This window comes from Rhodoferax sp. (assembly GCF_034520025.1).
Lineage (GTDB): Bacteria > Pseudomonadota > Gammaproteobacteria > Burkholderiales > Burkholderiaceae_C > Allorhodoferax.
The window spans coordinates 854,211-868,747 of sequence record NZ_JAXHNZ010000002.1; the positions used below are offsets into that span (position 1 = coordinate 854,211).

13 protein-coding genes are annotated in these 14,537 nt (G+C 60.4%); 5 read left to right on the top strand and 8 right to left on the bottom strand.

Annotated elements, in window-relative coordinates:
- Positions 1 to 78 precede the first annotated feature (78 nt).
- Positions 79 to 432: a carboxymuconolactone decarboxylase family protein gene (locus tag U5L73_RS12330; protein ID WP_322562635.1), complete on the top strand. Its 354-nt coding sequence runs from the start codon at positions 79 to 81 to the stop codon at positions 430 to 432.
- On the opposite strand, the gene clpB is transcribed toward U5L73_RS12330, so the two are convergent.
- Positions 429 to 3,020 carry an ATP-dependent chaperone ClpB gene (gene clpB, locus U5L73_RS12335; RefSeq protein WP_322562636.1) on the bottom strand — a complete coding sequence of 864 codons (2,592 nt, stop codon included), beginning with the start codon at positions 3,018 to 3,020 and terminating at the stop codon, positions 429 to 431. The genes U5L73_RS12330 and clpB overlap by 4 nt on opposite strands.
- A 159-nt stretch (positions 3,021 to 3,179) precedes the next feature.
- Here clpB and U5L73_RS12340 point away from each other — a divergent pair, with 159 nt between their 5' ends.
- A complete protein-coding gene (locus U5L73_RS12340) occupies positions 3,180 to 3,770 on the top strand; it encodes a hypothetical protein (RefSeq protein WP_322562637.1) in 591 nt (196 codons plus the stop codon).
- A 12-nt stretch (positions 3,771 to 3,782) separates the two neighbouring features.
- Here U5L73_RS12340 and U5L73_RS12345 read toward each other — a convergent pair whose 3' ends face one another.
- The 6 genes from U5L73_RS12345 to U5L73_RS12370 form a co-directional block, all read right to left on the bottom strand.
- The gene (locus U5L73_RS12345) at positions 3,783 to 4,292 is read right to left on the bottom strand and encodes a molybdenum cofactor biosynthesis protein MoaE (protein WP_322562638.1); all 510 of its coding nucleotides are present in this window, start codon (positions 4,290 to 4,292) and stop codon (positions 3,783 to 3,785) included.
- A gap of 9 nt (positions 4,293 to 4,301) precedes the next feature.
- Complete coding sequence (gene moaD, locus U5L73_RS12350) at positions 4,302 to 4,553, bottom strand: molybdopterin converting factor subunit 1 (protein WP_322562639.1); 252 nt, start codon at positions 4,551 to 4,553, stop codon at positions 4,302 to 4,304.
- Positions 4,550 to 5,809, bottom strand: a complete 1,260-nt coding sequence (gene glp, locus U5L73_RS12355; RefSeq protein ID WP_322562640.1) for a gephyrin-like molybdotransferase Glp — start codon at positions 5,807 to 5,809, stop codon at positions 4,550 to 4,552. The genes moaD and glp overlap by 4 nt, the downstream gene beginning before the upstream one ends.
- A gap of 66 nt (positions 5,810 to 5,875) precedes the next feature.
- Positions 5,876 to 7,303, bottom strand: coding sequence for a threonine synthase (thrC, locus tag U5L73_RS12360; protein WP_322562641.1), 1,428 nt, complete (start codon positions 7,301 to 7,303; stop codon positions 5,876 to 5,878).
- 15 nt (positions 7,304 to 7,318) lie between these two features.
- Entirely contained in the window at positions 7,319 to 8,641 is a 1,323-nt protein-coding gene (locus U5L73_RS12365; RefSeq protein ID WP_322562642.1) for a homoserine dehydrogenase, read from the bottom strand.
- Between the two features lie 71 nt (positions 8,642 to 8,712).
- Entirely contained in the window at positions 8,713 to 9,939 is a 1,227-nt protein-coding gene (locus U5L73_RS12370; RefSeq protein ID WP_322562643.1) for a pyridoxal phosphate-dependent aminotransferase, read from the bottom strand.
- A 94-nt stretch (positions 9,940 to 10,033) separates the two neighbouring features.
- Here U5L73_RS12370 and U5L73_RS12375 point away from each other — a divergent pair, with 94 nt between their 5' ends.
- The 3 genes from U5L73_RS12375 (at position 10,034) to U5L73_RS12385 (ending at position 12,928) form a co-directional block, all read left to right on the top strand.
- Entirely contained in the window at positions 10,034 to 10,399 is a 366-nt protein-coding gene (locus tag U5L73_RS12375) for an Mth938-like domain-containing protein (protein WP_322562644.1), read from the top strand.
- Between the two features lie 153 nt (positions 10,400 to 10,552).
- Positions 10,553 to 11,029: a peroxiredoxin gene (locus tag U5L73_RS12380; RefSeq protein ID WP_313873264.1), complete on the top strand. Its 477-nt coding sequence runs from the start codon at positions 10,553 to 10,555 to the stop codon at positions 11,027 to 11,029.
- Positions 11,030 to 11,206: 177 nt separating this feature from the next.
- Positions 11,207 to 12,928, top strand: coding sequence for a PhoH family protein (locus U5L73_RS12385; protein WP_322562645.1), 1,722 nt, complete (start codon positions 11,207 to 11,209; stop codon positions 12,926 to 12,928).
- Positions 12,929 to 13,011: 83 nt separating this feature from the next.
- On the opposite strand, the gene dnaB is transcribed toward U5L73_RS12385, so the two are convergent.
- The gene (dnaB, locus tag U5L73_RS12390; RefSeq protein ID WP_322562646.1) at positions 13,012 to 14,415 is read right to left on the bottom strand and encodes a replicative DNA helicase; all 1,404 of its coding nucleotides are present in this window, start codon (positions 14,413 to 14,415) and stop codon (positions 13,012 to 13,014) included.
- Positions 14,416 to 14,537: the final 122 nt, after the last annotated feature.

Consider the following 14,537-nt stretch of genomic DNA (forward strand, 5'->3'; position numbering starts at 1 on the left):
TCTTAAATTGCGGCGCATCAAGGCGCCAAGGTGCCGCGGTGCCTACAGTGGGTTTTTCCTTATCCCACGGTAAACCCCATGAGCTCTTTCGACCACAGCACCCTCATCAAACAGATCAACGAAAACTTGGGGCCCCTGCGCAAGGCACAACCCGAGGCCATGCAAGGCTTCGGGCTATTGGCCAAGGCATCGATGGCGGAGGGCGCCTTGAGTGCCAAGCACAAGGAGTTGATGGCGCTGGCCATTGGCATCACCCAGCACTGCTCGGGCTGCATCGGTTTTCATGTGAAGGCCTTGCACAAGCTGGGGTGCACCCGCGCTGAGCTGGATGAGATGTTGGCCGTGTGCGTGTACATGGGCGGTGGCCCCGCCCTGATGTACGCCGCGGAAGCCGCCGCAGCCTGGGACGCCATGGCGCCCCAGACGGCTTAGCTGAAGCTGAACTGCCCCGGCGCCAGGATGGGGTCCACCCCGACCTGTATCGTCGATTTGGGCAGGAACTTGCCTTCGAGCAGCAGCTTAGAGAGCGGGTTCTCAATGCGCTGCTGGATGGCGCGCTTCAAGGGTCGTGCACCGAACACAGGGTCGAAGCCCACCTTGGCCAGCTCGGCCACCGCAGCGTCGCTCACCGCCAGCGTCAAGTCCATCTTGGCCAAGCGGCCCATCAGCGTGGCCAACTGGATCTTGGCAATCGAGGCGATGTTGGCCGCATCCAGCGAGTGGAAGACCACGGTCTCGTCGATCCGGTTCAGTAACTCGGGGCGGAAGTGGTTTTTCAGCTCGCCGGTGACTGCTTCTTTCACATCTTCGTAGTCCTGCCCCACCATGCTCTGGATGAGCTGGCTGCCGATGTTGCTGGTCATCACGATGACCGTATTCTTGAAGTCCACGGTGCGGCCCTGGCCATCGGTCAGGCGACCATCGTCCAGCACTTGCAGCAGCACGTTGAACACATCGGGGTGGGCTTTTTCCACCTCGTCGAGCAGCAGCACGGCATAGGGTTTGCGGCGCACGGCTTCGGTGAGATAGCCGCCCTCCTCGTAACCCACATAGCCGGGGGGCGCACCAATCAGACGGGCGACCGAGTGCTTCTCCATGAACTCGCTCATGTCGATGCGCACCAGGTGCTCTTCGCTGTCAAACAAAAAGCCCGCCAGCGCCTTACACAGCTCGGTCTTGCCCACGCCCGTAGGCCCAAGGAACAAGAAGGAGCCGGTAGGCCGGTTCGGGTCCGACAGGCCCGAGCGCGAGCGGCGGATGGCGTTGGCCACGGCCGCAATCGCTTCTTCCTGCCCCACCACGCGGTCGTGCAGCTTGGCTTCCATTTGCAGCAGCTTGTCGCGCTCGCCTTGCATCATCTTGGAAACCGGAATACCGGTGGCACGACTCACCACCTCGGCAATTTCTTCGGCGCCCACCTGGGTGCGCAGCAGCTGGTTGGCTTTGCCGCTGGCGGCCTTGCCGGCTTCTTGGTCTTGAGCGGTTTTGAGGCGCTTTTCCAGCTCCGGCAGCTTGCCGTATTGCAGCTCCGCCACCTTGGCGAGGTCGCCCTTGCGGGTCAGGGCTTCGATCTCGGTGCGCAGCTTGTCGATCTCTTCGCGCACCTGGGCACTGCCTTGGGCGGTGGCCTTTTCGGCCTTCCAGATTTCGTCCAGATCGGCGATCTCTTTTTGCAGGCTGTTGATCTCTTCGTTGATCAGCTCAAAGCGCTTGAGCGAGGCTTCGTCTTTTTCTTTTTTGACGGCTTCGCGCTCGATCTGCAGCTGGATCAAGCGGCGGTCCAGCTTGTCCATGACTTCGGGCTTGGAATCCAGCTCGATTTTGATTTTGGAGGCAGCCTCGTCAATCAGATCGATGGCCTTATCCGGCAAAAAGCGGTCGGTGATGTAGCGGTGGCTCAGCTCAGCCGCAGCCACAATGGCCGGGTCGGTGATGTCCACGCCGTGGTGGACTTCGTAGCGCTCTTTCAGGCCGCGCAGGATGGCGATTGTGGCTTCCACCGTGGGCTCGCCGACCAGAATCTTCTGGAAGCGGCGCTCCAGCGCAGCGTCCTTCTCAATGTATTTGCGGTACTCGTCCAGGGTGGTGGCGCCCACGCAGTGCAGCTCGCCACGGGCCAGTGCCGGCTTGAGCATGTTGCCGGCGTCCATGGCCCCCTCGCCCTTGCCCGCGCCCACCATGGTGTGCAGCTCGTCGATGAAGACAATGGTCTGGCCTTCGTCCTTGGCCAGGTCTTTGAGCACGTTCTTCAGGCGCTCTTCAAACTCGCCACGGAACTTGGCACCGGCCAACAACGCGGCCATGTCCAGCGAGAGCACGCGTTTGCCCTTGAGGCTGTCGGGCACCTCGCCCTCCACGATGCGCTGAGCCAGGCCTTCGACGATGGCCGTCTTGCCCACGCCGGGCTCGCCAATCAGCACCGGGTTGTTTTTAGTCCGGCGTTGCAGCACCTGGATGGCGCGGCGGATTTCGTCGTCCCGGCCTATCACCGGGTCCAGCTTGCCCATGCGGGCGCGCTCGGTCAGGTCAATGCAGTATTTCTTGAGGGATTCGCGCTGGTCTTCCGCGTCCGAACTGTCCACCTTCTGGCCGCCACGCACGGCGTCGATGGCGGCTTCCAGGCTCTTGCGGGTCAGGCCGTTGGTGCGGGCCATTTGCCCGGCGTCGCCCTTGTGGTCCGCCACGGCCAGCAAAAACAGCTCGCCGGCAATGAACTGGTCGCCCCGCTTGATGGCCTCTTTCTCAGCCGCTTGTAGCAGCGACACCATATCGCGCCCCACTTGCACCTGCTCATGGCCTTGCACCTGCGGCAGGCGCTTGATGCCGGCCTCAGCTGAGGCCAGCAAGCCAGCCACATTGACTCCGGCCCGATTCATCAGGGCTTTGGGCGCGTCATCGGTGCGGATCATGGCAGCCAGCACATGCACCGGCTCAATAAAGGCGTTGTCATGGGTCAGCGCAAGCGTTTGCGCCTCTGCCAGGGCTTCTTGAAATTTGGTGGTCAGTTTGTCGATTCGCATGGGCTTACTCCTCACGGTTCATCCGTTGATGCATCAGCTTGGGCCCTGCCGAGGGTTTTCAAGTCATGGGCAGTGGCGATGTTTGACCCAGCGCAAACTCTGGGCTGAAAGACCCCGGAGCCCGATAATGCGTGCTGGCCATTTTGTCGTTGAGTCCGCATGCAAGTCCACCAGTTTCAAGTCAGCTATGTCGCCGAGCAAGACCGCCTGCTGGTGCGGATGAACTCGACCGCCGGCGATGAGCAAGGCCTGTGGCTGACCCGGCGTTTGATGCTGGACCTGTTTCCCCATCTCGACAAGGCCGTGCACGAGCTCAGCCTGAGTGATCCGCAGACCGTGGGCCACGACGGTGCGGCCGAAGGTGCCGTGCGAGCCCACCAGCAGGCGGAGACTTTGGGCCAGTCCGACTTTCAGACCCCGTATCAAGAAGCATCGCCCGACGCAGGCGGGCCGCTACTCGTGACGGCAGCCCACTACCAGCTGCTGAACAAACACGAGATGAGCTTGCGCTTTGACGAAGCGTGCCAGGGACAAACCGAGACTCGTACCGTCGAAATTCATATGGTGAGCGAAACGGCGCTAGCCCTGCTCCATGTGTTGCGCCTCGGTTTGCAGGCCAGCGGATGGGGAATCAGCGGCGCGCATCCACAAGACACGCCACTCGCCTTGCCCGGCCAAGGGGCGATGGAAGCGGACACCAGCGACTGGGATGCATTTGCCCTCGCTGAGCGCCCCAAGTACCTGAACTGAGCCCTTGCCCGGTCACGCGTTGCGGGTGGCAATGCCCCAGCGGGCCAAAGCCTCGTCATCACTCACCCGCGCATCCACCCAATGGGCGCCATCGGGTGTGGTCTCTTTTTTCCAGAATGGCGCCTGGGTCTTGAGGTAATCCATGATGAATTCACAAGCCTGAAAACTCTGGCCACGGTGGGCCGAGCTGACGGCGACCAGCACCACCCCCTCGGTCGGTTGCAGCAAACCCACCCGGTGTACCACTCGCGCGCCGAGGATATCGAAGCGGGCAAACGCGGCGTCCACCATGGCTTCGATGGACTTTTCGGTCATGCCCGGGTAGTGCTCCAGCTCCAGGGTCTGCACCGAGCCGGCAGCACCCGGCACATTGCGGTCGCGCACCGTGCCGACAAAACTGCACACCGCACCGACGCGGGGGTCGCCCGCCTGCAGCGCAGCGAGTTCGGCAGCGACGTCGAACGCTGCCTCTTGGATTCGTACCCGCGCACCAGCGCCGGGGAGCGTATTTGGAGCCACCATGGGTCTCAGTCAACCACCAGTCACCGGCGGAAAAAACGCGACTTCACAGCCCTCGTGCAACGAATCGCCAGGCGCACTCATCACCTGGTTCAGCGCCATCCGCACAGAGCGGTCGGCGCCCAAGGCCTCGGCGCCAGGTCCGCCGCGGGCCATCAGCTCCGCGCGCAACTGCGCCAAGGTGGTGGCTGCCGTGTCAAGCACTTCGCTGGAAGTGCCCATGGCCTCGCGCATGGAGGCGAAGTACCGCACAGTGACCCTCATGCCAGCAAACCGTTAAAAGGAATGAAGCGCACGGCCTGGCCGTACAGAATTGGCTCGCCCGGGGCGACATCGACCAAGCCATCCCCCCAAACTGCGGACGTCAGCACTCCGGAGCTCTGGTTACTGAACAGATCGAGACCGCCATTGGCGTTATGGCGGACCCGCAAAAATTCGCGGCGTTTATCGGCCTTGGGCCAGTCAAAATCTGCGCGGACCGCTATGGTTTTCATAGCGGATTCCTGCACACCTTGCAGGCGCAAAAGGAACGGCCGCACCAGCACCAGACAGGTTACAAAGCTGGACACCGGATTGCCGGGCAGACCGATGAAATGAGCAGCCCCGACGCGCCCGTGGGCAAAGGGCTTGCCGGGCTTGATAGCAATTTGCCACAAGTCCAGCGTTCCCAGGCTTTGCACCGCGGGCTTGATATGGTCTTCCTCGCCCACCGACACGCCACCGCTGGTGAGGATGACGTCGTTGTCAGCCGCCGCTCTTTGGAGCGCCGCGATGGTGGCCTCCCGGTTGTCAGGCACGATACCCAGATCTGCGACCTCACATCCCATGCGGCGCAGCAGGCTCAACAAGAAAAAGCGGTTGGAGTTGTAAATGGCGCCCGCCGGCATGTCGTGTGGAGCCACTGTGCCGGGCATCACCAGCTCGTCACCGGTAGAAAACAAGGCCACCCGCGGCTTGCGCACCACATCCAGCTGCGCCATGCCGATGCTGGCAGCCAGGCCCAATTCTGCCGGGCCCAGGCGGGTGCCAGCAGGCAACACGCAGTCACCGCTCTGCACATCTTCACCCGCATGGCGGATGTGCTGGCCCGGCAAGGGCGTGGTGTTGACGCGGATGGTCTCTGGCTGGCCAAGGTGCTCGTCTTGAATGCGGGTGCAGTCTTCTTGCATCACCACCGCATCGGCCCCAGGGGGGACCGGCGCGCCGGTGAAAATGCGAGCCGCTGTGCCGGCTTGCAATGGCTCACCGACCGCACCTGCGGAAATCCGCTGCGTGACCCGGAGCTCGTTGGAGCCGAACATCAGGTCCTCAGCCCGCACCGCGTAGCCGTCCATGGCACTGTTGTCAAAGGCCGGCACTTGCAGGCCAGACACCACGTCAGCGGCCAGCACGCGGCCGTCTGCATCGAAAGTGGAGACCTGCTCGGTCGCTGTCAGCGGGGCAACAGCCGCCAGCAACTGCGCCAGCGCATCGTCCAAAGGCAATAAAGGCTTGCGGGGGGCGCCGGGTGCAGAAGTCATTTGCTATCGATTCAGGAGCTGCTCGCGCACTATTGACGGGCGCTAGGCAGCGTTTTCACACACAAGTTAAACACACTCACGCTCAATGAGCGCTTTGATCGCGGGCACGTCAGCGTCCATCACCAGCACGCGCTTGGGCAGGGCTTCGATGCCTTCAAACTGCGCCGGGCGGACGGGGTCACGGCCCAAGGCCTCGACCACGGTAGCTGCGAACTTGATGGGCAGTGCGGTTTCCAACACCACCATGGGCACGCCGGCAGTCAGGTGCTCCAGCGCTACCTTCAGGCCATCGGCGGTGTGGGTGTCAATCATCATGCCGTGCTGCTCATAAGTGGCACGAATGGTGTCGAGACGGTTGGCGTGGGTGCTCTTGCCGCTCACAAAGCCATACTTGGCGGCTGCCTGCCCGAACACCGGGTCGGCACTCAGGTCGAACTGGCCGGTTTTGGACAGGCCTTCACCGAACAGCGCCTTGACCCGCGCACCGTCGCGGCCCAGCAGGTCGAACACAAAGCGTTCGAAGTTGCTGGCCTTGGAAATGTCCATGGACGGGCTGGAGGTCTCATGCGTGTCTGCGGTGCCGCGCACGCGGTACACGCCGGTGCGGAAGAACTCGTCGAGCACATCGTTTTCGTTGGTGGCGACCACCAGCTTGTCAACCGGCAGGCCCATTTGGCGAGCCACATGGCCGGCACACACATTGCCGAAGTTGCCGCTGGGCACGCTGAACGACACCTTTTGGGCGTTGGACTCGGTCGCTTGGATGTAGCCGGCAAAGTAGTACACCACCTGCGCCAGCAATCGCGCCCAGTTGATGGAGTTGACGGTACCGATCTTGTACTTGCGCTTGAACTCGAGGTCGTTGGACACCGCCTTCACGATATCCTGGCAGTCATCAAACACGCCCTTGATGGCGATGTTGTAGATGTTGGCGTCCTGCAGGCTGAACATTTGTGCCTGCTGAAAGGGGCTCATGCGTCCGTGCGGGCTGGTCATGAAGACGCGCACACCCTTCTTGCCACGCATGGCGTGCTCTGCGGCGCTGCCGGTGTCGCCGCTGGTGGCGCCCAGAATGTTGAGTTCTTCTCCGCGGCGGGCCAGTTCGTATTCGAACAGGTTGCCCAGCAGCTGCATCGCCATGTCCTTGAACGCCAGAGTCGGGCCATTGGACAGGGCTTCGATCCAGACACCGTCTTGCAGGTGGCGCAGGGGCACGATCTCGCCGGTGCCGAATACTTCGGCGGTGTAGGTCTTGGCGCACAAGGCACGCAGGTCGTCGGCTGGAATGTCGTCGATGTACAGCGACAGGATTTCAAACGCCAGCGTGGCGTAGCCCTGCTCGTGGTAGACCTTGCGCCAGCGGGTCAGCGTAGCGTCGTCCACTTGCGGATAGGCCACCGGCATGTAAAGCCCGCCGTCCGGCGCTAGGCCTTCGAGCAGGATTTCGCAGAAGCGTTTGCGGTCAAGGTTGCCGCGGGTAGAGATGTAGTGCATTCGGCAGTGTCCTGATTACGCCAGCTCTTCCTTGCGGATGCGGGTGATGGGCTGCAACACGGTGGGAAGCGCCTGCATCTGGGCGAGGGCCGCGTTCATCTTGGCTTCTGCGCAGTCGTGGGTCAGGATGATGACGTCGGTCTGGGTCGCAGCTTCACCGCTGATTTCGTCCGCTTCACGTTGCAGCACTGCATCAATGCTGATGCCGGTCTCGGCCAGCAAACCGGTGACCTTGGCCAGCACACCGGCCTCGTCGGCCACGCGCAGGCGCAGGTAGTAGCTGGTCACCACTTCGCTTATGGCCACTACAGGGGTGTTGCTGATGGCGTCGGGCTGGAAAGCCAAGTGCGGCACGCGCTGGGCGGCATCCGCAGTGTGCAGGCGGGTGATGTCCACCAGGTCGGCAATCACGGCGCTGGCAGTGGGCTCGGAGCCTGCGCCCTTGCCGTAATACAGCGTGGTGCCCACAGCGTCGCCATGGGCCATGACGGCGTTCATGGCGCCTTCCACATTGGCGATCAAGCGCTTGGCCGGCACCAGTGTGGGGTGCACGCGCAGCTCAATGCCCGCCGCGGTGCGCTTGGTAATACCCAAGAGCTTGATGCGGTAGCCCAGTTGCTCGGCATAACGGATGTCGGCCGCGCCCAGCTTGGTGATGCCTTCGACATAGGCCTTGTCGAACTGCACCGGAATGCCGAAGGCAATCGCGCTCATCAGGGTGACTTTGTGGGCGGCGTCCACGCCTTCGATGTCGAAGGTCGGGTCGGCTTCGGCGTAGCCTAGACGCTGGGCTTCCTTGAGCACGACATCAAAGTCCAAGCCCTTGTCGCGCATTTCGGACAGGATGAAGTTGGTGGTGCCGTTGATGATGCCGGCAAGCCACTGGATGCGGTTGGCGGTCAGGCCTTCGCGCAGCACTTTGATGATGGGAATGCCCCCCGCCACTGCCGCTTCAAACGCCACCATCACGCCCTTGGCGGAAGCGGCAGCAAAAATTTCGGTGCCGTGCACAGCAAGCAGGGCCTTGTTGGCTGTGACCACATGCTTGCCGGCGGCAATGGCTTCCAGCACCAGCGCCTTGGCAATGCCGTAGCCCCCAATCAGTTCGATCACGATATCGATGTCGGGGTTGGCAATCACGGCACGCGCATCGTTCACCACCTTCACGTCGGGGCCGACGAGGCTTTGGGCACGGGCCACGTCGAGGTCAGCGACCATGGTGATTTCGATACCGCGGCCGGCACGGCCCTGGATTTCTTGCTGGTTGCGTTTGAGCACATTGAATGTGCCGCTTCCCACGGTGCCAATGCCGAGCAGGCCCACTTGTATCGGTTTCATATCGTTTTTTGTTAAAAAGTGCGTCTAGCCCTTGCAAACAGTGCGCGGGCAGCTATCAAAATCGGAGTGAGTCAGTTCCCGTTGCGCTTGCGATAGCTCTCAAGGAACTTGGCAATGCGGCCGATGGCTTCACGCAGATCGTCCTCATGGGGGAGGAACACGATGCGGAAGTGGTCGGGCGCGTGCCAGTTAAAGCCGGTTCCCTGCACCAGCATGACGCGGGTCTCGCGGAGCAGCTCCAGGAAAAATTGCCGGTCATCCGAGATGGGGTACACCTTGGGGTCCAGCTTGGGGAACATGTACAGCGCAGCCTGCGGCTTCACACAGGTCACGCCGGGGATTGCGGTAATCAGCTCAAAGGCCAGGTCGCGCTGGCGGCGCAAACGCCCGCCTTCGCACACCAGATCGTTGATGCTCTGGTAACCGCCCAAGGCGGTCTGGATAGCCCACTGGCCGGGCACGTTGGAGCACAGCTTCATGTTCGAGAGCATGTTGAGGCCCTCGATGTAATCAACCGCGGACTTCTTGTTGCCCGACACCACCAGCCAGCCCGCGCGGTAACCGCAGGAGCGATAGCTTTTGGACAGGGAGTTGAAGGTGAGAGTCAACACATCAGTCGACAAGCTGGCCAGGGCCGTGTGCTGGATGCCGTCGTACAGCACTTTGTCGTACACCTCGTCCGCCAGAATCACCAAGCCGTGCTGGCGGGCGATTTCGATGATGCCTTGTAGCAGCTCGGTGGAATACAACACGCCGGTCGGGTTGTTGGGGTTGATGACCACAATGCCCTTGGTGCGCGGTGTGATCTTGGCGCGGATGTCGTCCAAATCAGGCATCCAGCCATTGTTCTCATCGCACAGGTAATGCACCGGGGTACCGCCAGACAGGCTGGTGGCTGCGGTCCACAAGGGGTAATCAGGCATGGGCAACAGCAACTCGTCGCCGTTGTCCAGCAGGGCGTTGGTGGCCATGGTGATCAACTCACTGGCACCGTTGCCCAGATAAATATCGTCGAGAGTAACGCCGGCAATACCCTGCTTCTGGGTCTCGTGCATTACCGCTTTGCGGGCCGCAAAAATGCCTTTGCTGTCGGAGTAACCTGCCGAGTTGGGCAGGTTGCGGATCATGTCCTGCTGGATTTCCTCAGGGGCATCAAAACCGAACACCGCCAAGTTGCCCAGATTGAGCTTGATGATCTTCTGGCCCTCGTCCTCCATTTGACGCGCCGCGTCCATGATGGGACCGCGGATGTCGTAGAGCACGTTGGCCAGCTTGGCAGATTTCTGAATGGTTTTCAAAGTCCCTCCGGGAGGTGTCAGCACGGGGCGAAACCTATAATTTGACCACAGTTCGGCAGGCACTCCGCTTGCATCTTCCGGTATCACCCTCCCCATGAAATTCATCCCCGACGCAACACAAGGCCCTTCCATTACCGGCTACGGCCTTGATTGGGTGGAGGTCAACGGCGAAAAGCACCACAGCAGCATCATCGTGAGCAGCCAAGGCATCTGCCGACCATGGGCCTGCACCCGGTTTGAAGACCTGACGGAAGAGCTTTTTCAAGAATTGGCTGCGCTCGCGCCGGAATTGGTTCTCTTCGGGAGCGGCAGCAAGATCCGGTTTCCGCACCCGAAATGGGTATCGCCCCTCTACAGCGCCCGCATCGGCATAGAAACCATGGACACCCAGGCTGCCTGCCGCACCTACAACTTTCTGTCGGGCGAAGGCCGCAAGGTCGTGGCGGCCCTCATGGTCTGAGAAAGCAACTCACCGCCCGATGCTTGGTGGGGGCATTTCAGAGTAAAATAGCGGGTTGCGGTCCAGAGCGAAGAATTGCTGTCACGTTCGACGCTCTCCCCTATGACTGACATGTCCGGCTAGCCGGTCAACACACCGAGATTGAAATTCCATATGGCGATTGTTGTCAACAAACCCCTTCCCGAATTCGAAGCCAACGCTACCGGCGGCATCAAGGTGACCAACACCACCCATGTCGGGAAAACCATGGTCCTGTACTTTTACCCGAAAGACAATACACCTGGTTGCACGACCGAAGCTATGCAATTCAGGGACAAGTACAAAGATTTCGTGAAAGCGGGCGCTGAAGTGTTCGGTGTTTCTCGCGACAATATGAAGTCCCACGACGAATTCAAGGCCAAGCTCGAGCTGCCTTTTGAGCTGATTGCTGATACTGAAGAAAAAATGTGCCACATGTTCGGCGTGGTCAAAAACAAGATCATGTACGGCAAAAAGGTCAAAGGCATTGAGCGCAGCACATTCCTGATCGGCGCGGATGGCCTAGTAAAAGAAGAGTGGCGTGGCCTGAAAGTTCCGGGGCATGTCGACGACGTGTTGAAAGCCGTCAAGGTTCTCAAAAAAGCCGCCTGATCCCCTTGTTGTTTTGATGCAGCCGTTGCCGATTGGCGTCACGGGGCTCATGCATAATGGTTCGCATGCCGTTGAAGCTTGCAACCGCGATCACACAAAAAGCCGCCTTGGCTCAAGGCGGCTTTTTCGCTTTTTCGGCATCGTTTTTTTCACTCCCAACTTCTGCGAATCCACTCCATGCCACTGCCCACTGCCCCGTCCAAGCGTGCTGATCGATTGACCGCCAAAGACTTTGAGGCTCCCGCGCGTGCCAAACCCCGCGCAGCCCGCAAGGCTCCGACAGAAGTTATCGCCGAACCTGTAAGCGCCGTCGCAGTCAAGCGCAGCACTGAACGGGAATCCAAGCGCTCCACCCAATCTGCGGCCTTGACCCATAGCCCGGTTATGGCCCCTACGGCCGCAAACGTGCCCAGACCGAGCGCTAAGCCCCTACCAGTCGCAGCACCTGTGGCTGCTGCTGCGACTACCGCAGCGCCGGACACCAAACGCAGCAAACGTGCCAAAACCAGCGGCCCGAAAAAACTGTTTGTGCTGGACACCAATGTGTTGTTGCACGACCCCATGTGCTTGTTCCGGTTCGAAGAGCACGACATCTACCTGCCCATGATCGTGCTTGAAGAGCTGGACGGCCATAAAAAGGGGATGACAGAGGTCGCCCGCAATGCCCGCCAGACCAGCCGCACACTGGACACGCTGGCAGGCGCACCGGGCGCAGACATTACTGCCGGCTTCTTGCTCGACAGCACCGGGCACAAAGATGCCAACGGCAAGCTGATGTTTCAAACGCAGCCCCTGAACTACACACTGCCCACCAGCTTGCCCCAAGGCAAAGCAGACAACCAGATTCTGGGTGTGGTGGAGGCCCTGCGCCAGCACTACGCGCCCCGCGAAGTGGTGTTGGTCTCCAAAGACATCAACATGCGCGTCAAGGCGCGCGCTCTGGGCTTGGCCACCGACGACTACCAGAACGATAAAACCCTGGAAGACGGCGACTTGCTGTATTCCGGATCGCTCGCCCTGCCCTCTGACTTCTGGGCCACCCATGGCCAGAGCGTGGAAAGCTGGCAGCAAGGCCCACACACCTTCTACAAGGTGGACGGTCCGTCTGTGCCCAGCATGCTGATCAATCAGTTTGTGTATTTCGAGTCGCCCGGCGAACCCAGCCTTTACGCTCGTGTGACAGAGATCCGCGGGACCACTGCGGTGCTGAAGACACTCAAGGACTTCAACCACCTGAAAAATGCGGTGTGGGGAGTGACCACCCGCAATCGTGAGCAAAATTTTGCGATGAACTTGCTGACCGATCCTGAAGTGGACTTTGTGACCCTGACCGGCACGGCCGGCACCGGTAAAACACTGATGGCACTGGCAGCGGGCTTGACGCAGGTGTTGGACGATCGCCGGTATACCGAGATCATCGTGACCCGCGCCACGGTGAGCGTGGGCGAAGATATCGGCTTCCTGCCTGGCACTGAGGAAGAAAAGATGGGTCCCTGGATGGGCGCCTTGGATGACAACCTCGAAGTGCTGGGCAAGACCGATACCAATGCCGGCGAATGGGGCCGCGCGGCGACCAACGAGCTGATCCGCAGCCGGGTCAAGATCAAGAGCATGAACTTCATGCGGGGCCGCACTTTCTTGAACAAGTACGTGATCATCGACGAGGCCCAGAACCTGACACCCAAGCAAATGAAAACGCTGATCACCCGCGCAGGGCCGGGAACCAAAATCATCTGCATGGGTAACCTCGCGCAGATCGACACGCCTTACCTGACTGAAGGCTCTTCCGGCCTGACGTTTGCCGTCGACAAGTTCAAGGGCTGGCCACACGGCGGACATATCACCCTTGCGCGCGGTGAGCGCTCCCGCCTCGCTGACTTCGCCAGCGAAGTGCTATAAAAATAGTAGCTATTCACGCAGATGTAAAAGGGGCTGGAAGCCGATTTGGCTTCCAGCCCTTTTTCTATGTCCATCGCTAAAGCTCAGTAATCGTCACCACCGCTATGGGCCAAGTTCTCGAACTTGGTGAAGCGGTTCATGAAGGCGAGTTTGACGGTGCCGGTCGGGCCGTTACGCTGCTTGGCAATAATGACTTCTGCCACACCGGGCTCTTTGCATTGATCCTTGGTGTAGTACTCGTCGCGGTAAATAAACATGATGATGTCCGCATCCTGCTCAATAGCGCCGGATTCACGCAAGTCACTCATCATGGGGCGCTTGTCAGGCCGCTGCTCCACCGAGCGATTCAGCTGAGAGAGCGCAATCACAGGGCACTTCAGCTCACGGGCCAGCATCTTCAAGCCCCGGGAAATTTCACCCAGCTCGGTCGCGCGGTTTTCACCATCGCCACCGCTACCGCTCATCAGCTGCAAATAGTCCACCACGATCAGGCCGAGCTGCCCACACTGCCGCGCCAAACGACGGGCATTCGCACGCACCTCACTGGAGTTCAGGCCCGCGCTCTCATCGATGTGCAAGGAAATAGTCCGCAGCTTCTCGATCGCCTCCGACAAACGGGGCCACTCTTCGTCGGTGAGCTTACCGGTACGTAAATGGCCTTGGTCCACGCGACCGATAGAGCCGACGATACGCACCGCCAATTGGGCGGCGCCCATTTCCATCGAGAAGATGGCAACCGGCAAGCCTTCATTCAAGGCGACGTGCTCGGCAATGTTGATGGCCAAGGCGGTTTTACCCATGGAGGGACGCGCCGCCAACACGATCAGATCACCGGCCTGCAAACCAGCTGTCATGCGGTCAAAGTCGATGAAGCCCGTGGGCACGCCGGTTACGTCATTCGGGTTGTCCGCCATCTCCTGCACACGATCGAGCAGGTTGACGACCAGATTGTCCATGGACTGGAAGCCCTGCTTGTTGCGCTTGCCGGCTTCGCCGATGTTGAAGATCTTTTGCTCAGACTCGTCAACGATTTCAGAGACCGGACGCCCTTTAGGATTGAATGCGTTGGTCGCGATCTCATCACTGGCGCTGACAAGTTTGCGCAAGATCGAACGATCGCGCACGATTTCCGCATAGCGGCGGATGTTGCTCGCACTTGGCACGTACTGGGCCAGCGAGTTCAGATAGGTGAGCCCCCCCACCTCCTCTGCCTTGCCCTGGTTCTGCAGATGCTCAAAAACGGTAATGACGTCAGCCGCCTTATTGCCGTTGATCAACACACCAATAGAAGCGTAGATAAGACGGTGCTCGTGGCGGTAAAAGTCTGCATCCATCAGGATGTCGCTCACCCGGTCCCAAGCTTCGTTATCGAGAAGTAGGCCACCGATCACGCTGGACTCCCCCTCAATCGAATGCGGGGGCACCCTGAGCTGGGCAATCTGGCGATCGGATTCAAATCCTTCGGTAGCGAACGGTACAGCAGACATGTGGTTTCCTATGAGCTCTTCATCCTACGGCGCAGCGGGCACCGCGTCGAGTGAGAAGCTGGGGGCAAGCTGTGGAAAAACTGTGTAAACCAAGGGATAAACCCGGTCCCCAAATACAAAAG

Coding starts and splice junctions, on each gene's coding strand:
- U5L73_RS12330 (WP_322562635.1), top strand. CDS start 79: ATGAGCTCTTTCGACCACAGCACCCTCATCAAACAGATCAACGAAAAC.
- clpB (WP_322562636.1), bottom strand. CDS start 3,020: ATGCGAATCGACAAACTGACCACCAAATTTCAAGAAGCCCTGGCAGAG.
- U5L73_RS12340 (WP_322562637.1), top strand. CDS start 3,180: ATGCAAGTCCACCAGTTTCAAGTCAGCTATGTCGCCGAGCAAGACCGC.
- U5L73_RS12345 (WP_322562638.1), bottom strand. CDS start 4,292: ATGGTGGCTCCAAATACGCTCCCCGGCGCTGGTGCGCGGGTACGAATC.
- moaD (WP_322562639.1), bottom strand. CDS start 4,553: ATGAGGGTCACTGTGCGGTACTTCGCCTCCATGCGCGAGGCCATGGGC.
- glp (WP_322562640.1), bottom strand. CDS start 5,809: ATGACTTCTGCACCCGGCGCCCCCCGCAAGCCTTTATTGCCTTTGGAC.
- thrC (WP_322562641.1), bottom strand. CDS start 7,303: ATGCACTACATCTCTACCCGCGGCAACCTTGACCGCAAACGCTTCTGC.
- U5L73_RS12365 (WP_322562642.1), bottom strand. CDS start 8,641: ATGAAACCGATACAAGTGGGCCTGCTCGGCATTGGCACCGTGGGAAGC.
- U5L73_RS12375 (WP_322562644.1), top strand. CDS start 10,034: ATGAAATTCATCCCCGACGCAACACAAGGCCCTTCCATTACCGGCTAC.
- U5L73_RS12380 (WP_313873264.1), top strand. CDS start 10,553: ATGGCGATTGTTGTCAACAAACCCCTTCCCGAATTCGAAGCCAACGCT.
- U5L73_RS12385 (WP_322562645.1), top strand. CDS start 11,207: ATGCCACTGCCCACTGCCCCGTCCAAGCGTGCTGATCGATTGACCGCC.
- dnaB (WP_322562646.1), bottom strand. CDS start 14,415: ATGTCTGCTGTACCGTTCGCTACCGAAGGATTTGAATCCGATCGCCAG.